This window comes from Bacteroides congonensis (assembly GCF_900130125.1).
In the GTDB taxonomy this organism is placed as follows: Bacteria; Bacteroidota; Bacteroidia; order Bacteroidales; family Bacteroidaceae; genus Bacteroides; species Bacteroides congonensis.
Genome location: NZ_FQXY01000010.1, coordinates 949230 through 974283, shown reverse-complemented (window position 1 = coordinate 974283; position 25054 = coordinate 949230). Strand labels below are relative to the sequence as shown.

Here is a 25054-nt window from a genome sequence, read left to right as displayed (position 1 = left end):
ATCGTTTTATTAAGATTAATAAAAAAGTTATCGTTTCATTTCTTCCAAAACCAGAGATTTCACACAAACCGTACCCGGTTTCGAACCACTGATACCCAGACCGTCTATGGATTTCTTATAAGTAATATCCAACATAATCGCTGCCTCTTTTTTTCCGGCAGGAATTGTAACCTTAGATTTGAGTTTCTCATTTCTTTCATCCTTCGCCGAATAGATGACTATGAACACGACATCCATGGGCAAAACCTCCCGAAACTCAATCCGTGCGGATTCATATTCCGAACAATCCTGCGCCAACCACCAGCCACCACCCTGCCACTTCTGTGTCCATGTTATTTTCATGCCTTCCATGTCAAATTGTGTATTTCCCCAGGGCTGAAAGTCTTTTGTCAATACATTAAAGTCCTTTCCGCATACGGAAGATGCTATCATAAAAGAAGTTGCAGCTATTAATAGTTTTCGTTTCATATCCTGTTATTTAATTCCGGTTTCCTATTTTGATACCTGTATCTATAGTTTATTTCGATAGCAAATATAGAGAGAGGATAACCCTCCCTCTTTCTCCAAATGAGTTTCAGGCTGTCCTTTTTGTATCTTGATACATTTGCGCTACTATCCTGATACATTTCGGAATATCAGAAGCGACCGGAAAGGGATTTCCGATTCCTAATTTTCATATCTTTGCAAAAAACGAATCAATCCATATGAAAAAACATCTCTTATCTGCATTGTTTTGTCTATTTGTCCTGACGTTGCAAGCCAGCGAAAGACTTAATTTCCGTACCTTTGATGTAAAATCCGGTATAGCTGACAACTATGTGCAATCTATCCTGTGCGACAGATACGGTTTTATGTGGTTCTCCACTCTCAACGGATTAAGCAGATATGACGGCTATCAATTCAAGACATACACCACTACACAATTGGGAGCCTACAACAACGACATTGAATTTACAGCGGAAGACGCTTCGGGCACAATCTGGATAAAAACTCCCAAATCTTATTATTTCTATAATCGCGAAAAGGATGAAATTGATGACCACATAACTCCTATACTGGAACAATCCGGAATATATGGAACTCCGGACAACTTATACATAGATAAAGATCTGAATTTATGGTGTACAGTCAATTCTACCCTCTATTATTATGTATTCAGGCAAAAAGAACTTTATACTTTATCTCTTCCTCAAAATTGCCAGGTGCTGCAAATCGATTGTTACCAGTCAAACGCTTATGTACTATTGTCGGACAGCTATATTTATCACGTCGACTGGAGAGCGCAAAACCTTTGCAAGGAAGTGCAGATTGTCCTGCCCCTCGGATGGAAACAACGAATGTACATAGACACCTTTTCCAGGCTTTGGCTTTATGTCCCCCATACCAAAGGAGTATGTTGTTATGACCCTAATGCCAAAGAATGGTTTCCCTTTCCCGGAGAAAAAGAGATTACCAACGAACTTATCACAGCCGTTATAGACGACGGAAAAGGGAATATATGGATTGGTACGGACAACAAGGGCATTTACATAAGTTATCATCAGGACGGAAAAGGATATGAGAGACTTAGCAAGGAAGTGGACAATCCATTTTCATTGCCCAACAATCATATCTGTTGTTTTTATAAAGACCATTCGGACATAATGTGGGTAGGTACAAGCAAATTGGGAGCTACCTTCACAAGTCTGCACAACGTCACATTTGAAACCTGCCGGTTGCCCCAGCAAGAAGATGTAAGTTGCCTTGTGGAAGACAAAGACGGAAATCTATGGCTGGGATTTGACGGGGAAGGACTGGCTTACTATGACAGGAAAAAAAACAACTATACTTTCATTTCGAAAAAACAGGATGCTATCCCTTCCGATATAATTGTATGTTCATATAAGGATTCAAAAGGACGGCTTTGGTTCGGCAGCTACGGCAACGGAGCGTTCTATGAGCAAAATGGAAAATTCAGCAAAGTGGCAACTACATACGAACAAAAATATTCTATCGATTATGTCCGATGCATCACAGAAGACAAATATGGGAACATTTGGTTGGGAACCATCATGAACGGAATCTACTGTCTGGATAATGCCGGAAATATAACGCCTTATACTATGGAAAAAACCGGAATGCTCACCAACAGTATCACCACATTCTCGTGTGCGGACGGAATCAATCTCTATATAGGAACCAGTAGCGGACTGTATTGCATGAACACTGAAACCAAAGAAATATCACTTCTGGAAAACAACAATTCAGCTTCAAATTTATTTGAAGAAGTACACATCAACTGTATTTATCAGGATACAAGGGGGCTTTTATGGATTGGCACCCGGAAAGGTATGGATGTATATAACAAAAATACAAAAGAACGAATTCATTTGTCTACCAAAAACGGATTGTCTCATGATTATATACGGGCAATCACTGAAGATAAAGAAAAAAACATATGGGTGACTACCGACCACGGCGTGACAAACATCATAGCGACCAACTCACCGGAACCTTCATCCAAATTTCTCTGTTATCCTTATTTTGAGGAAGACGGAATAGGAAATATGGCTTTTAACAATCATTCCATTACCTGTACTCAACAAGGTGAAATCCTGATGGGGGGCTCTGGGGGCTATCTACGTATCAATCCACGTTTCATAAACTACCGTCATGAAAGCCATCCGGTTATATATACCAGTCTTTACCTCGCCAACCAGCGCATGGAAGTAGGCAGTAAAAACAGTAACGGACGTATATTACTCCACAAGAATATCCAATTGCTGAATGAAATAACCATGGACTATTCCGACAGTAACTTTGCATTAGAGGTTTCTTCCATGGACTACAACTCCTTGCATAAATTACAATATGCTTATCGTTTGAACAAAGACGAAGAGTGGGTTAAACTGGAAGGAAACCGGATTTACTTTAATAAGCTTTCTCCCGGAACCTATCAATTGGAAGTAAAAGTATACGAGAATAATAACAGTTATAAGAACAGTAAAGCCAGTTGCCTTACGATACATGTCTTACCTCCTTTTTGGTTGTCCGTTCCGGCATATATAGGCTATACCCTACTTCTAGCAGGTGTTATCATTTTCTTCTTCCTGAAAATGAAACGTAAGCACATCCGTAACCTTAGCCAGCAAAAACGTGAAATGGAGATAATCCAGCAACATGAGATGGATGAAGCCAAAATGCGCTTTTTCACGAATGTCAGTCATGATTTACGCACTCCTTTATCGTTGATAATCATTCCTTTAGAAAAATTATTGTCTTCTAATCTGGAGAAAGGAGTAAAAGAAGAGCTGGAACTGATACACCGAAATTCGGAAACTCTTTTAAATGAAGTAAACCAATTGCTCGATTTCCGGAAATTAGACCAACAGAAAACGCAGTTAATGCTTTCCCACGGTAATCTTTCGGACTTCGTAAAAGAAGTATGCGGTTCCTTTATCCCACAAGCCGTCAAAAAAGGCATAAACATCCGTCTACACATAAACGAAACGAAAATGGATATGGATTTTGACCGTAACAAGATACAACGTATCCTGCTTAACCTTTTATCCAATGCTGTAAAATACAATTACGAGAATGGAGAAGTCACCGTTACGTTGGCCAAGATAACATCCAACGGAATAGAGAATGTACAAATACAGGTTGCAGATACCGGAATCGGCATCAAAGACGAAAACAAAGATAAAATATTCGACCGTTTCTTTCAAGAACAACATTCTACCACTACCTACGTAGGAAACGGTATCGGTCTGCATATTGTGAAAGAGTATGTCGCTATGCATCACGGGACAATCACAGTGGAAAATCATATTCCTCAAGGGACAATATTTACCATCACTCTCCCTGTCACTCACAATTATGCAGTCAATGATGAAAAACAAAATGACACTGAAATTCGAAAAGAAACGGTTGATGAGGTATCCGACACAACAGATGCTCATAAAACTTCCCTATTAATAGTTGAAGACAATGACGATTTCCGTAACTTTCTCATCAACTGCCTTAAAGACACTTATCAAGTATTTGACGCGCCTAATGGGAAAGAAGCATTGGAAATACTTGCCCACCAATCCATACAGATTGTCATCAGCGATGTTATGATGCCGGAAATGGACGGAATGGAACTATGTCGTAAAATAAAGACAGATATCCGTTATTCTCATATTCCTGTAATTCTACTAACAGCACGCACAGCCGATGAACATGAATTAAGCGGATTAAAAGAAGGAGCAGACGATTACATTACCAAGCCATTCAATCTGGAAATACTTCTTTTGCGTATTCAGAAGATATTAAAATGGACGAAGAACAACCATGAGAAGTTCAAAACCATTGATATATCTCCGAGTGAAATAACCGTAAGTTCTCTGGACGAACAACTCATAGAAAAAGCTATTCGTGCAGTTGAAGAAAATATGGATAATTCCGAATTTTCTGTTGAAGAACTAAGTTCTTATGTAGGGATGAGCCGCGGACATCTTTATAAGAAACTAATAATGATTACCGGCAAATCTCCTCTCGAGTTTATACGGGTACTACGTGTCAAACGCGGAAAACAATTACTGGAACAAAGTCAACTGAATATTTCTCAAATAGCTTATCAGATAGGACTTTCTCCCAAACAGTTTGCCAAATATTTCAAGGATGAATTCGGATATGTGCCTTCTGAATACATAAAAAATAACAATACAAACTAAATACAAGTTTTACTCTTCTATTTTTTCTCTGCCAGATAAACTCCCAATATAATGCTACCGGCTCCCAATAATGTAATCCATGTTATTTGTTCGTGGAGAATAATTACGGATGCCACCATCGTCACCAGCGGATTGAGATAGATATAATTGGAAGCTCTGACGGTTCCCAACTGTTTCAATACCACATTCCAGAGGACATAGCAGACCAAAGAAGCCAATACAGCCAGAAACAGGAGATTGGATAATACAACCGGTTTTAAAAGCATATCGAAATCCGGTCGCAGTGGATGAAGGAGAAAGGCGGGAAGTATAGTCAATACTCCATAAAAAAATATCTTACGGGTAATAAACAGGGTAGGATAACGCCCCGTCATTTTCTTTATTACCAAACTGTAAAAAGCCCACGATAAAGCAGCAAGCAAAGTAAGCAAATCCCCTACCGGGGATAATTTAAGCACAAAACTACCATTGAAGACCACCAGTCCCACCCCGATTAAAGCTAATATGGAACCATAAATCAAACCTTTGGTAGCTTTTTCACTCTGATAAAAGAGAAGGGAAAGAATGGTGGTAAGCAAAGGAGCTGTGCAAATGATGAAAGCAACATTGGATGCTTGCGTGATTCCCAAAGCTGTATTCTCTGTAAAGAAATAGAGTGAACCACCGAAAAGCCCTCCGGCCATTAGCCAAAGCTCGTCTTTCCAATTATTGCAAAACAGAAGTTTAGGAGAAATAATCCAAATACCCAGATAAGCTATCAGAAAACGATAGAAAAATATTTCTTGAGGGGTCAGTCCGTGATTAATCAGTACTTTAGTTGATATAAAAGTAAGCCCCCAGATAGCAACTACCAGTATCGCAATCAGATGATAATATCCGTGCTTCAATTTCATATTATAACATGCCTTTATAACTTGGCAATCTCGTCAAGACTCAGACCGGTGATATCAGCAATCATCGTGCTGTCCAATCCTTTGTCCTTCATTTTCCGGGCATTAGAGAGACGCTCTTGTTCAATACCTTCCAATCTTCCTTCCAACTTTGCTGAATCAATCACATCATTCTGAATCATTACCGCAGTGAGGTGTTCATCGTATGCCATACGTTCTTGTGGAGTCATAGAGTAATATTTCAGTTTCTCTCTTGCCTCTTCCAATCCGGGAGCAGTGGTATCCGGGCGTATCACACCACTCTTCAGATATCGCATCCATTCTTCCATTGGAGTAACAGCCACCTTATCAAACTCATTTACACGGATAAGTACATATTCGGGAAAGATTTCTGCGGACATGCGGGTAACAATCGCATTCTTTTCCTTGACATTCACTTGCAGCTTATCACCGGTATGCACACCGATAAAATTGTTTTGCCCGTAATACAAATAATCGCTACCTATACCGATATCAAAATAAAGAATACTAATGGAATATATCTTCTTTACATGATAGTAAGTTTCTCCGAGCGAGATATGCTCTGTAATGGCTTTAGCCACCCCATAAAGAATGCGTTCGAGATAGTAAAGCTCACGTGTATTTTGTATTTCAATGATAATGATTTCATCTTTACTATTGCGAGCTTTGATATCTACACGATTGAATTTATCATCGATACTCTGTTGGTTACTTTCGCTTTCCAATATTTCCAGAATGGTCACCTTCTCACCAAGAAAGACTGTAAGGAAACCTTCGAGAACTCCAAAATTAGCCTTTTGACGTAACAGCCGCTTAATAGCCCAGTCAAATCGTATATATCTATCTTCCAAATGATTATCCATGATTATTCTCCTTTCAAATTAGAACATAGCAAAGATATTGCTTTTACTTTGAATTACCATAAGAACGAAAGACATTTTCTTAGTAAGTATATGGCTAAGTATATGGAAAACAAAGATGGAGAGAAGTTATGGAACGTTTGTTTGGAGAAATAACAAAAAGCCCGTACCTTTGTTTATGTTCAAAGAAAACTCCTAAAATAAGGCATAAGTTATGGAAGAATATATAGCACCGGACAGGAAACGTATCCCCTATGGCATGATGAACTTTGCAGTAATCCGCCGCGACGACTGTTATTATGTGGACAAAACCCGGTTTATACCCATGATAGAAGAAGCGGACAAGTTTTTCTTCTTTATCCGCCCGCGCCGTTTCGGCAAAAGTCTCACAGTAAATATGTTGCAGCACTATTATGATATACTTGCCAAGGATAAGTTCGAAGCGCTGTTTGGCGACCTTTACATCGGAAAGCACCCTACGCGCGACCGGAACAGCTATCTGGTACTATACCTCAACTTCTCCGGAATAGTAGGCGAACTGCACAACTACCGCAAGGGACTGGACGCGCATTGTGGCACCACCTTTGAGAACTTCTGCAAAATATATGCCGACTACCTGCCACAAGATACGGTGGAAGAATTGCGGACAAAAGAAGGAGCAGTGGAGCAACTGGACTTTCTCTATCAGGTATGTGCACGTGTCGGACAGAGAATTTACCTCTTTATTGACGAATACGACCATTTCACCAATGCCATCCTCTCGGATATAGAAAGCCTGCACCGCTATACGGACGAAACGCATGGCGAAGGTTATCTGCGTGCCTTCTTCAATAAAATTAAAGCCGGAACCTATTCAAGCATCGAGCGTTGTTTCATCACAGGCGTAAGTCCCGTGACAATGGACGACCTCACAAGCGGGTTCAACATCGGAACCAACTACTCCCTCACACCGGAATTCAACGAGATGATAGGGTTCACGGAAGAAGAAGTGCGACAAATGCTCACTTACTATTCCACTACCAGTCCCTTCAACCACAGCGTGGACGAACTGATAGAAATAATGAAACCCTGGTATGACAACTACTGCTTTGCAGAAGAATGCTATGGTGAAACTACCATGTACAACTCCAACATGGTGCTCTACTTCGTCAAGAACTACATCCAACGAGGAAAAGCCCCCCGGGATATGGTAGAAGACAATATCCGTATCGACTACGAGAAGTTACGTATGCTTATCCGCAAGGATAAAGAGTTTGCCCATGATGCTTCCATCATACAGACATTGGTAAGCGAAGGCTACGTCACCGGAGAACTGAAAAAAGGTTTTCCTGCCATCAATATCACCAACCTAGACAACTTTGTGAGCCTGCTCTACTATTTCGGCATGCTCACCATTAGTGGCACGTATAAAGGAAAGACCAAACTCACCATCCCTAATCAGGTAGTCCGTGAACAAATATACATCTATCTGCTGAGTACCTACAACGAAGCCGAACTCAATTTCAGTAGTTACGAGAAGAACGAACTTGCCAGTGCTCTTGCCTACGATGGCTCCTGGAAAGCCTATTTCGGTTATATTGCCGACTGCCTGAAACGTTACACTTCCCAACGTGACAAACAGAAAGGTGAATTTTTTGTCCACGGCTTTACGCTTGCCATGACGGCACAAAACCGCTTCTACCGTCCCATTTCCGAACAGGACACACAGGCAGGTTATGTCGATATTTTCCTCTGTCCGCTACTGGATATCTATTCCGACATGAAGCACAGCTATATTGTGGAACTGAAATATGCCAAATATAAAGACCCCGAAAGCCGCGTGGAAGAACTACGTCTGGAAGCTATTGCCCAAGCCAATCGCTATGCTGACACTGATACGGTGAAAAGAGCAGTAGGCACTACACAGCTTCATAAGATTGTGGTGGTATACAAAGGAATGGATATGCCGGTATGTGAAGAGGTTTAATAAACTGTGCAAGGCATATATTGAAGCGCGATACAACCGGTTGTTCACCGTCAGCAGAGAGCAATACGAGTATATGCTGGCACGAACAGAGGTACTGCGCGAAGTGACTATCCGTGAATGTGCGGCACGCCTGGCATATTACGACGAGATGATAGAAAAAGAAGAGAAAAGCAAGATACGAACCGTATATTGTAAAGTAATACGCCAACCTTTATAGTACCCCTTTCATGTATAGTTTGTTTATCGAATATCTTCCTTTTTAAATAGTAAGCACTCTCTCTTCTTTACACTTTACGTCCGAAACCGTATAAACTTACTTCGAGTTTATAATAAATAAGTGAATAGTTTATTATAAACGGTATCCAAGTTTATTATAAACTATTTTTCGGTACTTTCAAAAGCACGGACTGAATTATCACAACAGAAATGGGCAAGAACCTTCACAGTTTCTTGCCCATTCGTTATCCTCGTAGTGCATTACACACCTCTAACCTATTGAACTTATGTAATAATATTTATATGTTCCATCTTTCATTCTCTGTTTTAATTTCTTCAAATATACGAATTAAAAACGAGAAAGTCAATAGGGAAAGCGTGTATGTATCACATTTTGTTTTTTTATGTTGTATGCTGGTTTATCCTAAAAAGAAAACCAGACTGATGTCATTGTATACTATTCAACAAGTCCACCTTCCCTTCATTGATCAACTTCAAAATAAGTTCACCAAAAAGGGTATTCTGCCAAGCAAACCATGCACGAGTAAATTTCTTCGGATTATCTTTATGGAAAGATTCGTGCATAAAGCCAGTATCGGCATCTGTATCCATCAACATCTTGATGCATGTTTTGATTTCGGCATCATTCTGGCTTGTGAAAGCCTTCATCATAATACTCATAGGCCACACCATATCATAACCGATATGCGGTCCACCGATTCCTTCGCCTGCCTTACCTTTAAAGAAATAAGGATTGTCTTCACTCCATACAAAACGGCGGGTATTCCGATAAATCGGATCATTTACATTCACATCACCCAGATAAGGCATTGCGAGCAAGCTCGGCACATTGGCATCGTCCATCAGATGATGATTGCCAAAGCCATCTACCTCGAATGCATAGATTTTACCATATTTAGGATGATTATACACCGCGTATTTCTTTAAAGCTGTTTCCACCTCCTGCGCCAGTTCCTTACATTCTTTAGACAAAGTTGACTTCTTGTTCACCTTCTCCAGAATCTCGGCAGCCTTACGCAAGGAAGATACGGCAAAAAAATTGGAAGGAACCAAGAACTGAAGAGTGGTAGCGTCATCCGAAGGACGGAAACTGGAAACAATCAAACCAACTGGTTTCACCGGCGCTCCAAAACCGTCATTACTCACAGTATCCAGTGCACGTTCCGTCTTACGTTGGAATTTATAAGGGCCTACCACTTCTTTGCGTTGTTGCTCTTTGAATGTCTTCAATACGTTATTGATTGCCTGGATCCATTCTTCGCTGAATATGCTTGTATCTCCGGTAGTCTTCCAGTAATGATAAGCCAGACGCAACGGATAGCACAAGGAATCAATTTCCCATTTACGTTCGTGTAACTCCGGCTTCATATCCGTAAGGTCACTCATCCAATGACCGTCAGGAATAGCACCGTCATTAAACGCATTTGCATATGGGTCAATATTGATACATTTAAACTGGCGAAGGATAACACCGGCCAACATATCTTTCAGTTCAGGATCCGAATTGGCCAATTGCACATATGGCCATACCTGTGCACCGGAGTCGCGTAGCCACATGGCGTGAATATCACCCGTATATACAAACGTATCCGGTTTGCCATCGCTCCCCTTACGGAAATGTACAGTCGTATCCAACGTGTTCGGAAAGCAATTGGTAAACATCCATGCCAACTTCGCATTCTTTAAAAGCTTCTGTACGCGAAGAATCTCCTTTTCCACCGCATTGGAACGGAACAGACGATTGGATATTTCCGGGCGACTATCTTTCTGAATAGCATCCGCCAAACATACATACATTTCCGTCTTACGGTTCGAGGCTTGTAGCTGACCACCACAAAGAAGTATGCCTGCCAACATACCGGCGCTGATATATTTGATTTGTTTCTTCATGATTACTTCTTCTTTTTTAATTCATTAGAGAAAGAATAAGGAAAATCGGTTTCTTTTGTACCACGTTGCTGGTTGGGATTTGCATCCATTTTGCAAAAAATGGTAGCGCCATTCATCAAATCCTGATGGGTCAGGTAGTTTTTGGTATGTTCTTTACCGTTCAATGTCATCAATGAAATGTAACGTTTATCGTATCCGTTATTCGGAGCAGAGATAGTCACCGTCTTTCCGTTTTCCAGATGTAACTTCATCTCCTTGAAATAAGGAGTACCCAAAACATATTCATCCGTACCCGGACATACCGGGTAGAATCCCATTGCAGAGAATACATACCAAGCAGAAGTCTGGCCGTTGTCCTCATCACCGCAATAACCGTCAGGAGCAGGAGTATAAAGTTTGTTCATCACTTCACGAATCCAATGTTGCGCTTTCCAGGGTTGACCGGAATAGTTGTACATATAAAGCATATGCTGAATCGGTTGATTACCATGAGCATAGTTACCCATATTCATGATCTGCATTTCACGGATTTCATGAATAACGGCTCCATAATAGCTTTCATCAAAAATCGGAGACAGAATAAATACAGAATCCATCATTTGATTGAATCCGTCTTTACCACCCATCAGGTCGATCAGCCCATGAGGGTCATGGAATACCGACCAAGTGTAATGCCAGCTATTTCCTTCTGTGAAAGCGTCGCCCCACTTCAACGGATTGAACGGAGACTGAAACGTACCGTCCTCATTTTTACCACGCATCAGTTTGTACTCGGAATCGTAGAGTTTTTTATAATTCATTGCACGCTTGGCAAAGATATCAATCTCTTTTTCCGGTTTCTTCAAGGCTTTACCCAATTGATAGATACACCAGTCATCATAAGCATATTCTAGTGTACGGGCTACATTCTCGTTAATGCCTACATTATAGGGGATATAGCCTAATTTATTATAATATTCATATCCCAGACGTCCGGTAGAGCGGACTTTCGGATGCACTGCGTTCGCTCCGTGCTTCACAGCTTCCCACAGTGTCTTGATATCATACCCTTTCAGGCCTTTCAGATAAGCGTCGGCAACTATAGAGGCGGAGTTGTTTCCAACCATGCAGTCCCTATGACCGGGACTCGCCCATTCCGGAAGGAATTCGCTTTCCTTATAGGTATTCACCAATCCTTCCTGCATCTTCGTATTCATGGATGGATACATCAGGTTGAGGAATGGGAAAAGACAACGGAACGTATCCCAAAAACCGGTATCGGTAAACATATAACCCGGAAGCACTTCACCGTTGTAAGGGCTGTAATGCATCACATCTCCTTTAGCGTCTATCTCGTAAAAACTTCTGGGGAATAGAACCGAACGATACAGACAGGAATAGAATGTACGTAGATGGTCAATATCATCATCTTTCACTTCGATACGTCCAAGAACATCGTTCCATACTTTACGCCCTTTCGCTGCGATTTGTTCAATATCATCCGTACTTAATTCTTTCAGGTTCAGTTCCGCTTGCTCAAGACTGATAAAAGAAGAAGCTACACGCACATTTACCCGTTCGCCCTTGCGAGTTTTGAAACCAATCAGTGCGCCGGCATGGTTGTCGGTCGCTTCCAGTTTGTTGGTATCAATCACACCGTTAGCTACGGCAGCCGTATAAGTAAACGGTTTATCGAATACCAGTACAAAGTAGTTTTTAAAGTTTACAGGAACACCACCGCTGTTTTTAGTGGTATAACCGATAATCTTGTTCTCCGAAGGGATTACTTTCACAAAGGAACCATTATCGAAGGCATCCACCACTACGTAAGAATGATCGTTTTCGGGAAAAGTAAAACGGAAAATTACCGCTCTCTCTGTCGGAGCAAGTTCGGTTACAACATCATGATTGGCAAGATATACCTTATAATAATAAGGGGTAGCCATTTCAGCTTTGTGAGAGAACCAACTGGCACGTTCATCCTGATTAAACACTGCCTTACCGGTAATAGGCATAATGGCAAACTGACCGTAATCATTTATCCAGGGACTTGGCTGATGGGTTTGTTTGAATCCTCTGATCTTGTCAGCGTCATACATATATGTCCATCCATCGCCCATTTTACCAGTCTGCGGAACCCAAAAGTTCATTCCCCAAGGCAGCGCAATGGCAGGGTAAGTATTTCCAGCAGATAATGCATGCTTTGACTGTGTACCAACCAGCGAACTAACGTAATCCACCGGTCCGGTAATCACTGTACTGGCATTAGTAAGACACGTACAGTATAAGCTCAATAGCAATAGATAACTTTTTTTCATCATATATTTCTTTTTTCCATCATCGTACCGGTATAGCCCCCATCTCAAAGACAAGTTCGCCACCAGCCATTATATCATTATATGAAATATAAGGCTTGGTATATTCCTGGCCATTGAGCGTGATTCTCTTTATATACTTGTTCAGAACAGAATTGTTCCTTGCGATAAGAACCAGTTTTCCATCAGGCACAGTAATTTCAGCCCTATCAAACAATGGAGTTCCAAACCAATAACGGGCACTAGCCGGTTCTACCTGATAGAATCCCAATGCCGAAAGCACATACCACGCGGACATCTGACCTACATCTTCGTTACCGCATAATCCATCCGGTTCTGCGTGATAGAGCGAAGTTAATACTTCACGAACACGAGCCGCAGTTTTCCAAGGCTGTTCAAGCATAGCATAAAGATAAAGGATATGATGTCCCGGTTCGTTTCCGTGTGCATACTGTCCTACCAGCCCCGAAATATCGGGAGAACCACCCGCTCCCACAAATTCACTCAACACAAACAATGAATCTAATTTTTCAATACATTTGTCACGACCGCCAAAACAATCAGCCAAACCATTTACATCATGAGGAACCAACCAAGTATATTGCCAGGCATTCCCCTCGCAATAATCATCCGCCCTGTGTTGGGATGCGAACGGATCGAAAGGCGTCCGCCAGTTTCCGTTACTATCTTTTCCACGGACAAATCCGGTCGATTTATCGAAATATTTACGATACGAGTGAGAACGTCCGGTGAGAAAGTTATAGTCGTCTTCCTTTCCCAAATAGCTGGCTGCTGCTGCCGCAGCAGCATCTGCTATAGCATATTCCATATCATAAGCAATGGCTTCTTGAAACAAGTCACAAGGGATATAGCCGTATTGCTTTCTGAGCGACCCACCACGTCCATCATGGTTAGCTGTCGTTTTTATAGCAGTGAAAGCACGCTCCGTATCAATATCCTTAAATCCCTTTACAATAGCATCCGCCACTACGGGTATAGCAGGATTTCCGACCATACAATCCGTTTCATTTCCCCATAAGTGCCACACAGGCAGACGTCCCTGCTTGTCATAAATATCCAACATGGAGTTAATTATGTCCGGCATTCTGTCTGGATGAAGGATAGTCATCAACGGCATTGCCGCACGATATGTATCCCACAACGAGAATGTAGTATAGGAAGTATTTACGGCATCGACATCACTGTAGACAGAAGGGGCTACCATCGTGTGATACAGAGCGGTATAGAATATACGGAGATAGCTTTTACTTGCCGTATGGATACGTACTTTGCTAAGCTCCTCATTCCAAGCAAGATTGGCATCTGCTACAGCCTTACCAAAATCCCAGCCTGAAAGTTCCGCCAACAAGTTTTTCTTCGCTCCTTCAATTGATACCGGAGATAAAGCGACTTTCAGAAGAATCCGTTCACCTTGAGTCGTAGAAAACGAAGCACGACCATATCTGCCACTATTCCCATGCAAATCAAAACTAGTGAAAGGCCTGGAAAACTGAGCGGCAAAATAAACATACTGGTCGCTCGCCCAACCTGTCGACCTGCGATAACCTACCACCATATCCGTTCCTTCCACTGCCATAGAAACCTCACGTACCTGATCGGAACCTATGCCGTTTTCCAGATCAATCACTATGGCAGCTTCCTTCGAAGCGGGAAAAGTATAGCGATGAAAGCCTGTACGGCAAGTAGCAGTAAGCTCTGCCAATATATTATAGCGGAGTAAGGGTACGGAATAATACCCCGGATGAGTTATTTCCTTGCTGCGGTCAGCATACGACCAAAGTCCCGACTGTTGATCACTCTCTCTACCACGTGCATAAGTTACGTCACCAACCACCGGCATTACGGTGATATCCCCTAAATCTCCGGCACCGGTTCCACTTAAATGAGTATGCGAAAAACCTATTACCGTATTATCGGAATTGTGATAACCGGAACACCAGTCCCAGTCTGTCGGTATGCTTGTCGGACCCAACTGTATCATACTAAAAGGTACGTTGGCCCCGACAAAGACATGACCATGTCCGCCACTGCCGATTTTAGGATCAACATATTGCGTCACCCCACCGGGAATCGCTTTCCACGCCTCACATTCTGCCAAATGTTCCATACCCTTCTCCATGTCCGGTATGCCTGTTTCTTCAATGGATTTCGAGTCTGAACAAGCGACAAATGCCAATACGGCAGCTATCAATATCTTATATGTTTTTACCATTTTCTTTTGTCCTATTCATCATTTTCATCAGAAAGTCAATACAGGTGTGGCATATTGTCCATAATCCTTATAACCTTCACGCGCAGCTGCTTTATCTTCAATATCATATATGCCATAATATCCTTTTTCACTGACAACGTCCCTTTCCGTACTCGTTCCGAAATGCCGCCAATGACCGTCCCGTCTTCTCCATAATTCTGCATCGGAACATTCCTGAAGCCGTTCCGCTATCTTTATGTCATACGCCTCTGCCACAGCTTCCATTTGTACTTTAGAACCCAAATACCAACCGCTCGTCCCTTCAGGAGCAGTCCGGCTACTATACTTCGTAGCCCGATATACATGTGTATAGTTATCATCTGCCAGGACAATCCCTTTTGACTTGGCATAATCAATAATTTTTTTTGTATTTGCATATCCGCACCAGGCATCCGGACGTTCATGTGTACCAATCAGTTCTTTCCGGTAATTTTCCGTACACCAAGATGCGGAGCCACTACCGAGTTGCGTATCTTCAGGATCGGCAGCGATGACATAACCATGAATTTCGCTCAATTTGCCATCATAATCACTGACATTATCCCCTTCTCCGATACCGACCCGAAAAATAACCCCGGAACAGTCTTTCTTATCACCGGTCAGATATTCCGAATAAGTGTTGTCCTTAAAATAAAAATCAAGAACATCCGGTGCCTTATTCTTTATTTTCAGGTTAATATCCGAGTCAATGCCGTTCAGTTCGCAACAAAAGTATCCATCTTTCTCCGTGACTTTCAAGTCTTTGGAAGCAGCACCTTCTACTACAAACGCTCCCCGGCTGCAAGGTGTCTTACCGGATGCAATCTTATATTTCACAGTACATGCAGTACCTACCCGATAACACTCCCCGTCAGGATTCAAGGTGTTTCCTGCCTCATCGCAGACTATCATGTCTGTGTAACAATCTTCTTTCTCGACAGCAAGTTCCCACAATACTTTTATCTGTCCCAAATCATAAATATAATTGGAGAGGGTCGCTTCTGTGAATTCCGGAAATTCCTTTATGAGTTTCGTTCCGTTTTCCATTAACAATGTAAGAGTCACACCTTGAGTAAAAACAGCAGGAAGAGTTACAAAATTATATATTCCTTTCTCAAGTACATTTCCACCGTTCTCCAAAGTTACGGAAGTTACTCCATCAATACTATTCCGAACCATCGGATCACCATCTTCATCCTCTTCGACGATGAACGTTCCCACCAACATCTCATGATTATTTCCCTGCAATGTGACTGACTTGACACCTGTCTCTTTCAGTTCAAATCTCAATAATGCACAGATATTTTTAAAAGCAAAAGCCTTCTTCCCTGAAGTTGTCCGGGATATCATCACACTAAGGTTATTATCAAAACCATCTTTCACTGGTTTCTGAACACTCCGAAGAAGAGTCGTGATCTGCCTACCGCTTAATACAGCATCTTCATGATAAGGATACAATGCATAATATTCCGGCATTTCGTCTGCTTTCCCTGTGAACGTAACTGATGTTCCACCCGAAGCAGTGGTGAATTCCTTGTTCGCATTTCCATATAAAACACTAATCCGGTCACCGGAAGTCCATTCCACTTTCACACCGTCAATCAATCCGGTCCGACTGTCAGTCACTCCATTTTCCAGTCCGCTCAATGTGGCGGAGAAAGTGATCTCATCCGTTAATACAGGAGTATCTTCCATTTTATTCTTCGCGTCGTCCGAGCAAGCAACTGCCGCCATGGATACCATGGCAAGCAGCAATTTATTCATATATTTTTTCATCTTATTTATTAACAGGTTTCCAAGTAAAGTTTTCCGCACCACCTTTAAAGACAGCCGTATATCTTCCTGTCAGGTCTTTAAATTCTGTCTTGGTCATGTCCAAATCCGCTTTGGAGATAACAAAGTCCCAGGCACAAACCAAGTTCGGGTCGGCAGGGTCGACCGTACAGTTTCCTTCTGCCGATACCTTTATTTCGTCCGCAGTACGCGCTTTTTTCCAAATACGCATATATTTGATAGAACCGGAGAAATATTCCATGCGCGTTCCATCCGCTTTCAGGCGGCAGAAAGCAGTCATAGGTATCTGTGCCTGATGATAAGAGTCGGTTGTATATACCCAACGCCGTACATCCTGTCCGATACGGATGGAATGTCCCTTTTTCTCACCATTGTAGAACATTCTGAAACGTTCATCCTGATCTTCTCCAGGTACTCCGTCTTCAGCATACACAATGGCATAATGCATCCACGTTTGATAGCCTAGCAAGGGAGCCCTGTAATATGGTTCCTCGATTCCGATTTTACCATCTTTGTCAAGAGGTATCGTCGCTCTGATCAAGTCGTCATTTCCACCCGTATGAAAACGTGAATAAATTCTCCATCCGCCCCAAGGTTCATCATTGCACGCTGCCAAATAAGTACTGTTGTCTTCATGTTCCTTGGTGCAATATTCATCGATTCTCACCCATAATTCAATAGTCAGAGCCGCATGCTGTGTTTCGCCGAAGTCGGCAAATTCTTTATGATAACCGAAATCAATATATCCGCCATTGTTACCATCAACAACCAGATTATAGAATGTTTCGGTTTCAATCTGTGTTTCGCGGAAAGAGTCAATCTCTGTATCTGCTTTTTGGATAGCTTCTTCCACCATAGTTTTCGTCAAGGTAACGTTTCCCAAAGATACTTGGTCGATCAAGTCCGCCAGTTCCTGTATGGCAGCATTCAATATAGATTTGCTACTTTCGGGATAAGTGCCTGGCTCTGTACCGTAAGTTGAAGTTTCCAGTATATTTTGCAATTCGGAAAGTTTATTCTTCAGTTGTTGCAGGTTTCTCTGTTCTTCGGAAACATCAAGGATTACGGAATCTTTAAACTTCTTCATGGCTTCTTCTGCTTTTTCGACAAGAACATCTACGGTTTGCCGATCGATAGTTTCTCCATGGTTCAGGCGGCTGACTAAATCATCAATTTCGGCCATTACTGTTTCAAGAATCGTTTTACTCTTTTCAGGATAAGTGCCCGGTTCTGTACCGTAAATAGAATTTCCCAATAAATAGTCTACGACATTTCGCTCTTCAGTTAATTGGGTGATATACTGTTCGCGGTTGTCTTTTTCATCATCGTCCGAGCATCCAGACAGTAATATGCAAGAAAACAACCATAAACAACTCAGCAGGATTGTCCATCCGTTCATTCCGATTCGATTTAATACTTTTTTCATCTGTCTTTCATTTTAAAGGTTAAATATCAGCGTTCCAACCCGGGTTTTGAACCAATTCCTTGTCGATGTCAAGGTCGCCTTGGGGAATAGGGAAGAAGTACATTTTCTTCTCGAAGATTCTATTTTCAAACCAAGTACGTTTGTAGAAGTCGTTGCCGTTACCATTCACATACATACCATAGAGAGGCATATTTTCCGTCTGTTCGGCAATGCCCCAACGACGGACATCGAAATAGCGGCTGCTTTCAAAAGCCAGTTCCACCCTTCTCTCCGCTCTGATCGCTTCCCGCATTTCGTTTTGAGTGGCAGGGGCGGGCAACTGCCCTACCTTTGAACCATAGGTCGGGATTCCGGCCCTTTCACGGATCAGGTTGAGATAAGTAAGAATATCGGCATGAGTCGGTTCACACTCGTTCAGCGCTTCTACATAATTGAGGTAGACTTGTGCCAGACGCAACATAATACAGATCTGTTTCCCCGTATTCCAGGCACCCAAAGGCGCACACTTCCTTACACAATAACCAGTGGGTGGACATTCCCCACCATGCAATCCAGAATTACCGTCATAACTGAAGTCTGAGTAGAAAGCCCCTTCTTCCGTGTTCAGCCATTTTTGACCGGAAAAGGTAATATTGGCATAGAAACGCGGTTCGCGTCCTACCCACGCTTTCAGCACGCCATTAGGCGCTAGTACAGTTCCATTTTCATCTACATAGCTTTCGGTAGAAAAGCCGGTATCTTCATAACCTGTGCCAGGGTTGAGGACGGGTGTTTTGCCGTTGTCAGTATATCCGCTGACAGGCAATTTACCATTCGCCATAAAGAAAGCATCTACCATTTGCTGCGAAGCACCTAATCCGCCGGATGCCCGGTAACCGCTGCCGACAGCTCCGGTATGTCTCGGAGTACGGTCATACTGCATCAATGAATAGTCCGTGTTTATACGGTAGAAAATCATTTCCGTGTTAGTAAAATCTTCTCCTCTCACAGCGTCACGACAAGACAAGTAGGCATTCAAAGCACCGTTCGTATAAACTTTGGTTAAATCATAGTTTCCCGGAACGAACCTATCGATAAATGCCTTGGAAGCAGCAGCAGCCCTTCTCCATTTCGCTTTTACCGCTTCATCCGAAGTGTCCTCCGGAAAAAGCTTTTTGCCATCCCTGTTCTGCAACTGGGCGACAAAGGTATTTTTCCCGTTGTATAAATCACTTGCAGCATATTGCAACACTTCAGCCTTAAAAGCCATTACAATACTGTTATCGATTCTTCCACAGTTGTAAGTAAGCGATTTCTCCGGCAGACAACCGCTTGCCAGTACTTTATCAAATTCTGAAACAATGTATTCCACACATTCTTCTACACTGTTTCTGGGTAACTGTACTTCCTCAAAAGGAGCATCCATGCTGATCGGATCATCAGACAGAATGGGAATCGGCCCATAGATACGCAGCAAGTAAAAATAATACATAGCACGCAGCGCACGGGCTTCTTCAATCCATTGCGCCAACAGATTCTGTTCCATATCCTTGCATTGGGGAGCACCTTGAATAAAGCGTCCGGCAGCACTGATACCTGCATAGTACTTTTCCCAATAGGACGAAACGATAGATGATTTCGGAGTAAGGGTATTGTTATTAATCAAATGTGACGGCACAAAATCCCAATAGTATTCAGCCTCATCACATCCGGCCGTCCATACCCCCGGACTGGAGTGCCTTCCGTCCGCTGCTAAACGTTGTGCAAATTCATCCGGCAGATAAACATATACGGTAGCCAAGGCTTTCTCCGTGGAAGCCTTCGACTCAAACAAGTCATTGTAAGTCAGGCGGTCTGTCGGCATTTGATCAAAGAAATCCGAACAGGAAGTATGGCATAGCAGCATGGCTGACAAGCTTAACAAAGCAATATATTTTCTCTTCATGTTTTTTAGAAATTAAAGTTGACACCAATAGAGTAAGTAGAGATATTGGGATAAGAAGTACCATTGTTGGTATTCAGCTCCGGATCCCATAGTTTGAACTTACTGATCGTAAACAGGTTTGTCCCCATCGCATAGATAGAAGCACCCTTCAGCAAGACGGCGTTTGTCCATCTTTTGGGAAGATGCCAGGTGACCTGCAAAGATTTCAAGCGTAGGAAACTGACATCCCTTTGCCACCAAGTACTTGTCTTAAAGTTGTTTTCGTTCTTATCTGAACCATAAGCAAGACGGGGATAAAAGACATCCTGACGCGGGTTGTCCTCCGTCCATCGGTCTTTGATATTGGCATAAAGGTTGCCCTCGCCACCCGAACCGGAGAAAGGCTGTATGCCCAATCCGCTTAAACATCTGTCCGCTTGCGCCACTCCCTGAAAAAGGGTACTGATGGCGAAATTCTTATATTGAAGATTGAAACCAAAGCCGTAGACAATAGCAGGCACGTCACCGCGTCCTATTTTTGTTTCATCATACACGTCAATTTGTCCGTCACCGTTCAGGTCGCGGTACTTGATGTCGCCTGCATAGACAGTGCCGAATTGTTTCGGGAAAGGGCGGGTCGTATTTTCCTTTTCCACAGCGGGCAGAGCTTCCCAAGCATTTATCCGGTCAATCTCTTCTTGCGTATAGAGCCCGTCCGCAATCAGTCCCCAACGTGCCAATGTATTATGCCCCCTTTTGTCCATCCATGGATATTGTTGGTCAGGCTGGTCATTCTCTATCACTTCATTTTTGGCATAAGTGAAGTTCCCGCGAAGAGATAGCGCCCAGTTCTTATTGAACCGTTTGTTATATTCAAGGTCGATTTCGATACCTTTGTTATCTACGATTCCCAAATTGCCGACAGGGGTAGAAGTGATTCCGATAAAACCGGGTACTGCTCCACGATCGAGGAAAATTCCGGTACGATGTTCCTTATAAAGGTCAACAACCAATGACAGATCATCATTCAGAAATTTGAGGTCGAAACCCAAATCCTGTTTATGGGATTTTTCCCAAGTCACTTTAACGGCTTCATTTTTCACTTTATACCCGTCTACTTTACGGCGGTCACTTCCGAATGTATAACCATAACTACCCGAATATTCGAGTGCTTCCATGTAAAGGAAACGGTTGGGAGTTGCCTGATTACCAATCATACCGTTGGTATAACGGACTTTGAAAAAAGAAATGACAGATTGCAGAGGTTTCCAGAATTTTTCATTGGAGAGTACCCACCCCACTCCGAACGCAGGAAAAACCCCGTAGCGGTTGGACGGATCGAAGTTTTCAGAGCCGTTGATACCGATATTGAATTCCGCAAAATAGCGGTCGTCCCATGAATAAGTGGCACGTCCGGCAAAGCCGCGGGAACGGTAAGGAAGCCCGGCAATCAGATCGATGCCCTCAGTCGTTATCACTTTGTCTTCCTGATTGAAGAGAAACAGTCCGCCCACACGGTGTTTTCCGAATACACGGGCGTAATTTAACGATGCTTCCAGATAATATTTTCGGTTGCCGGAGCTTTCAACTGCAAAATCCAGTGTCTTTGAACCTTCGTAGGTTTGCGACAAAATGGGAAACCCATATTTGTCATAAGGATTGTTTTTGTCCGCCCAATAGTATGTAGATTCCGTTTTCTTTTGTTTGACGGTACGTGAGTTGTAAGTGTCAAAAGCAAACATACCCGTCAGGCTCAATCCTTTCGTAATAAATCCCAAATCTTGGGTCAGGCGGAGATTGGAGTAAATTTGGCTGTCGGTGACAGTTCGGAATCCTCTTTTCGTCGCGCCGACATAGGGATTGTTGAATCCACTGTTGGGCTGGTTGTAGGGGATGTAATCTTTTCCGCCGACATGGAACATAACAGGATAGTCTACCGGTGAGGTGGTCATGGCTACGCGGAATATGTCAGATGTGGATTCATAGGGCTTCCTACCCTCACCCAAGTAGCCTGAAGCGCCGATATCCAGTTTGGTGGTCGGAGTGACGTTGATGTTCAAGTTGGTGGTAAAATTGTATCGGGTATATCCGATTTTCGAGTCATAGGATTCATTCGGATCTGTCTTTATCAGACCTTGCTCGTTATAGTAGCTTGCCGATGCGTAATAGTTCACGTTCTGTCCGCCACCACGCACATTGATGTTGGCACGGCGGTTGTGACCAAGATCGTCAAAGACTTCGTTCATCCAGTCTACGTCGGGATAAAGCACCCGGTCAGCCCCCAAACGGGTATTTATTACCTCGGCTTCGGAGTAAATGGGTTCGGAACCACGATTTCTGCGAGCCTCGTTGACAGCTTCCATATAAGAAGCTCCGTCCGCCAATTTCGGGATTTTGGTAAGCCGTGTCACACTTTCATAATAATCGACGCTGACAGAGGGTTTTCCGGCAATACCGGGTTTCGTCTTAATCAGGATTACACCGTTAGCTCCCCGTACTCCGTAAACAGCAGTGGCCGAAGCGTCTTTCAGGATGGTGAAAGATTCGATGTCTTCCGGGTCGATGTTGTTAAAGGATCGCTCTACGCCGTCAACAAGAACTAAAGGGGAGGAACTTCCCATGGTGGAAATACCACGTATCCAAATATCGGCATTGTCCTTACCCGGTTCGCCGGAACGTTGGACAGCCACTACCCCGGCAAGACGTCCTGCCAATGAGGTACTCAGACTGGCAGTCGGCTGCTTGATATCACCCAGTTTCAGGTTGGATTGTGAACCGATGGTGCTGATACGGCGCTGGCTGCCGTAACCTACCACTACCACTTCCTCAAGTTCCGATTTCGATTCTTTCAGTGTCACGTCTATCACTGTGTTGGAGCCGACAATCACTTCCTGACTGTCAAAGCCGACGTAGGAGAATTTCAGTGTCGAACGGCTGTTCTTCACTGTCAATGAGTAAGTTCCTTCAATTCCGGTCAGTGTGCCGTTCTGTGCTCCCACTTCCATGATGTTGACACCGACCAAAAGTTCACCTTTCTCATCGACCACACGACCTGTTATCTTTTTGGAAGATTGTGCAAATGCCATAGCACACAGGTTAATGAGTATGAACACAAACGCTAATCTTGTATTTTTCATATCTTCTTTAATTACGATAGTTCTACACTCTCTATTTTTGAATAAGCGGAAGATTAACCGCAATGGATACCGCCGTGGAAGTTCCCCAAGGGTCATTGCTATAACGGACATCCTTGTCGCTTGCCTTATATACAAAGTTCTCAGCGGATTTTTCTTCCCATACAGTCCATATGATGCCTTTTGAATTGCGGTTGTTGTAAGCTTGCAGAGCGCTTGCTTCCATCCACGGGAGATATTGTGTATCGTCCATAACATCAATGTACGAGCGCAAGTATCTCATCAGTATTCCTTTAAAGCCACGACGATCATTGTCCGAACGTTCGTCAGGTGCGTTCATGATTCCATTGCCATCGCTAAAATGCTCTACAGTATAACGGACTGTTTTCTGTGCGTTGGTTTTGTACAGTTCGTCTTTATAATGCTGATATAGCATGACAGAAGCTCCGAGAAAAGTACCCTGGTTATAAGTCGAAGCCCACTTCCATGGAGAAAGGCTCGTTAGTGTCACACAGTCATATACCATACCAGTGGATGATTCGTAAAGATAGACTGATTGTTTTTCATACAGGCTTTTCGCCTTTTCGTAGTAAGTTTCGTCTCCCGTAGCCTGCGCAAGATAGCAGGACGCTACCATTGCCGGACAATTGATGCAGGAATTGGTCTTGTCACGCTCCTCTTCTTTTTCACACCAACGCAATACGCCTTCGGGCAGCATCAAAGCTCTCGCATACATTTGGTCAAAATTTTCTTTGGCAACTTCGAGGTATTCTTGTGTACCAAACAACAGATAGGCACGTACACAGGCAATTACCGTCCAAGTGATATCGTCATTGAAGGGGTTGTACAGCCAATTTTTCCGGTTCTCATCTACAAAATTGATGTACAATTGGTGGAACATCTCTTTGTATGAGGGGTCTTGGGTGGTTTCATAGGCATCCAAGACTATTTCGAACATTTCAGAATCCTGCCATTGGTGACTGGCGTTGTTCAGCCGTTCAGCATCACTCAAGGTGTAGCCTGCGCTGTTCTGTGACTTCTTATAGTATTGTGTTTTCCAGGCACGCACTATTTCATCACGCATCACAGAGGTAAATTTATTGGGTACTTCCTGCACTCTTTCCAATTTCCATATCTGCTTGTCAGCCTGCTCACCGGTTCTCTTAATATAGGACTGTATGTTTGTGCCGTCCCCGTTGTCACCTGTTTCCAAATAGAGCCTTTCGCCGCTTGCCAGGGAAGAAGGACTGATATAGTAACAGTCCGCTCCTGCGTGTTCAGCTTTGGTTATTGTCCATTTATAGGTATAATCGTTCTCTTTTCCATACTGGCGCAGACGCGCACCCAAAGAGACAGGAGACTGTATATGTACAGACTTGCCTGTGTGTACGTTCGTCAGGTAAAAGTACACTCCGGCAGGGTCTTTGGTCAGACGCCAGCGCTGAGCGTTCACTTTCGTGTCAGTCCAAGCTACAATTTCCGCTCCCTCATCAAAAGAAGCGTTCCGGACGGACATACTTTTGGTTTCATCAGAATAAGGAGAGATTTTGTAAACAGCTCCCGAAATAAGATCCGACGCCTGCGCCTCTTCCAATAAGACAGACGCTTCGCTTGCCGAGCATCCGGCAAGCATAGTCATGGCACTTAAAGCCCATAATGTGATTTTCTTCATTATTAATGCTATTAAAGTT

The 25054-nt window shown here is 43.0% G+C and carries 13 protein-coding genes and 1 pseudogene; 3 read left to right on the top strand and 11 right to left on the bottom strand.

The annotated features are described in order from the left end of the window. Positions 1-27: 27 nt before the first annotated feature. Positions 28-468 carry a hypothetical protein gene (locus BQ7997_RS15080; RefSeq protein WP_004324123.1) on the bottom strand — a complete coding sequence of 147 codons (441 nt, stop codon included), beginning with the start codon at positions 466-468 and terminating at the stop codon, positions 28-30. Between the two features lie 236 nt (positions 469-704). Between BQ7997_RS15080 and BQ7997_RS15075 the strand changes: the two genes are divergently transcribed. Next, on the top strand, positions 705-4697 hold the full coding sequence (locus BQ7997_RS15075; RefSeq protein ID WP_083589251.1) for a hybrid sensor histidine kinase/response regulator transcription factor: 3993 nt from the start codon (positions 705-707) through the stop codon (positions 4695-4697). 17 nt (positions 4698-4714) lie between these two features. On the opposite strand, the gene BQ7997_RS15070 is transcribed toward BQ7997_RS15075, so the two are convergent. Together BQ7997_RS15070 and BQ7997_RS15065 are read right to left on the bottom strand one after the other, a co-directional pair. Continuing rightward, the gene (locus BQ7997_RS15070; protein WP_073347081.1) at positions 4715-5590 is read right to left on the bottom strand and encodes a DMT family transporter; all 876 of its coding nucleotides are present in this window, start codon (positions 5588-5590) and stop codon (positions 4715-4717) included. A 14-nt stretch (positions 5591-5604) separates the two neighbouring features. Further along, positions 5605-6471 (bottom strand): Rpn family recombination-promoting nuclease/putative transposase, encoded by an 867-nt coding sequence (locus BQ7997_RS15065; RefSeq protein WP_073347080.1) that lies wholly within the window; start codon positions 6469-6471, stop codon positions 5605-5607. A 211-nt stretch (positions 6472-6682) separates the two neighbouring features. On the opposite strand from BQ7997_RS15065, the gene BQ7997_RS15060 reads away from it, so the two are divergent. Continuing rightward, the gene (locus BQ7997_RS15060) at positions 6683-8434 is read left to right on the top strand and encodes an AAA family ATPase (RefSeq protein ID WP_073347079.1); all 1752 of its coding nucleotides are present in this window, start codon (positions 6683-6685) and stop codon (positions 8432-8434) included. Then, positions 8424-8651, top strand: a pseudogene (locus BQ7997_RS15055) (hypothetical protein); the annotation flags it as partial. The gene BQ7997_RS15060 and the pseudogene BQ7997_RS15055, both read left to right, overlap by 11 nt. Before the next feature lie 446 nt (positions 8652-9097). Here BQ7997_RS15055 and BQ7997_RS15045 read toward each other — a convergent pair. The 8 genes from BQ7997_RS15045 to BQ7997_RS15010 form a co-directional block, all read right to left on the bottom strand. Next, entirely contained in the window at positions 9098-10561 is a 1464-nt protein-coding gene (locus BQ7997_RS15045) for a glycoside hydrolase family 125 protein (protein WP_073347078.1), read from the bottom strand. A gap of 2 nt (positions 10562-10563) precedes the next feature. Further along, positions 10564-12858, bottom strand: coding sequence for a GH92 family glycosyl hydrolase (locus tag BQ7997_RS15040; RefSeq protein ID WP_073347449.1), 2295 nt, complete (start codon positions 12856-12858; stop codon positions 10564-10566). Between the two features lie 19 nt (positions 12859-12877). After that, positions 12878-14983, bottom strand: a complete 2106-nt coding sequence (locus tag BQ7997_RS15035; protein ID WP_073347448.1) for a GH92 family glycosyl hydrolase — start codon at positions 14981-14983, stop codon at positions 12878-12880. Between the two features lie 132 nt (positions 14984-15115). Further along, complete coding sequence (locus BQ7997_RS15030) at positions 15116-16882, bottom strand: fimbrillin family protein (protein WP_073347077.1); 1767 nt, start codon at positions 16880-16882, stop codon at positions 15116-15118. A 1-nt stretch (position 16883) separates the two neighbouring features. Beyond that, positions 16884-18326, bottom strand: a complete 1443-nt coding sequence (locus BQ7997_RS15025) for a DUF4972 domain-containing protein (protein ID WP_083589250.1) — start codon at positions 18324-18326, stop codon at positions 16884-16886. A gap of 19 nt (positions 18327-18345) precedes the next feature. Beyond that, complete coding sequence (locus BQ7997_RS15020) at positions 18346-20250, bottom strand: RagB/SusD family nutrient uptake outer membrane protein (protein WP_073347075.1); 1905 nt, start codon at positions 20248-20250, stop codon at positions 18346-18348. A gap of 5 nt (positions 20251-20255) precedes the next feature. Continuing rightward, positions 20256-23366: a SusC/RagA family TonB-linked outer membrane protein gene (locus BQ7997_RS15015; protein ID WP_073347074.1), complete on the bottom strand. Its 3111-nt coding sequence runs from the start codon at positions 23364-23366 to the stop codon at positions 20256-20258. Between the two features lie 31 nt (positions 23367-23397). Further along, the gene (locus BQ7997_RS15010) at positions 23398-25035 is read right to left on the bottom strand and encodes a glycoside hydrolase family 76 protein (protein WP_073347073.1); all 1638 of its coding nucleotides are present in this window, start codon (positions 25033-25035) and stop codon (positions 23398-23400) included. Positions 25036-25054 lie beyond the last annotated feature (19 nt).

Bases quoted from the DNA above. Each gene is read 5' to 3' on its own strand.
- BQ7997_RS15070 (WP_073347081.1), bottom strand. From the start codon at position 5,590: ATGAAATTGAAGCACGGATATTATCATCTGATTGCGATACTGGTAGTT.
- BQ7997_RS15075 (WP_083589251.1), top strand. From the start codon at position 705: ATGAAAAAACATCTCTTATCTGCATTGTTTTGTCTATTTGTCCTGACG.
- BQ7997_RS15035 (WP_073347448.1), bottom strand. From the start codon at position 14,983: ATGGAACATTTGGCAGAATGTGAGGCGTGGAAAGCGATTCCCGGTGGG.
- BQ7997_RS15030 (WP_073347077.1), bottom strand. From the start codon at position 16,882: ATGAAAAAATATATGAATAAATTGCTGCTTGCCATGGTATCCATGGCG.
- BQ7997_RS15060 (WP_073347079.1), top strand. From the start codon at position 6,683: ATGGAAGAATATATAGCACCGGACAGGAAACGTATCCCCTATGGCATG.
- BQ7997_RS15025 (WP_083589250.1), bottom strand. From the start codon at position 18,326: ATGAAAAAAGTATTAAATCGAATCGGAATGAACGGATGGACAATCCTG.
- BQ7997_RS15015 (WP_073347074.1), bottom strand. From the start codon at position 23,366: ATGAAAAATACAAGATTAGCGTTTGTGTTCATACTCATTAACCTGTGT.
- BQ7997_RS15020 (WP_073347075.1), bottom strand. From the start codon at position 20,250: ATGAAGAGAAAATATATTGCTTTGTTAAGCTTGTCAGCCATGCTGCTA.
- BQ7997_RS15010 (WP_073347073.1), bottom strand. From the start codon at position 25,035: ATGAAGAAAATCACATTATGGGCTTTAAGTGCCATGACTATGCTTGCC.
- BQ7997_RS15080 (WP_004324123.1), bottom strand. From the start codon at position 468: ATGAAACGAAAACTATTAATAGCTGCAACTTCTTTTATGATAGCATCT.
- BQ7997_RS15065 (WP_073347080.1), bottom strand. From the start codon at position 6,471: ATGGATAATCATTTGGAAGATAGATATATACGATTTGACTGGGCTATT.
- BQ7997_RS15045 (WP_073347078.1), bottom strand. From the start codon at position 10,561: ATGAAGAAACAAATCAAATATATCAGCGCCGGTATGTTGGCAGGCATA.
- BQ7997_RS15040 (WP_073347449.1), bottom strand. From the start codon at position 12,858: ATGAAAAAAAGTTATCTATTGCTATTGAGCTTATACTGTACGTGTCTT.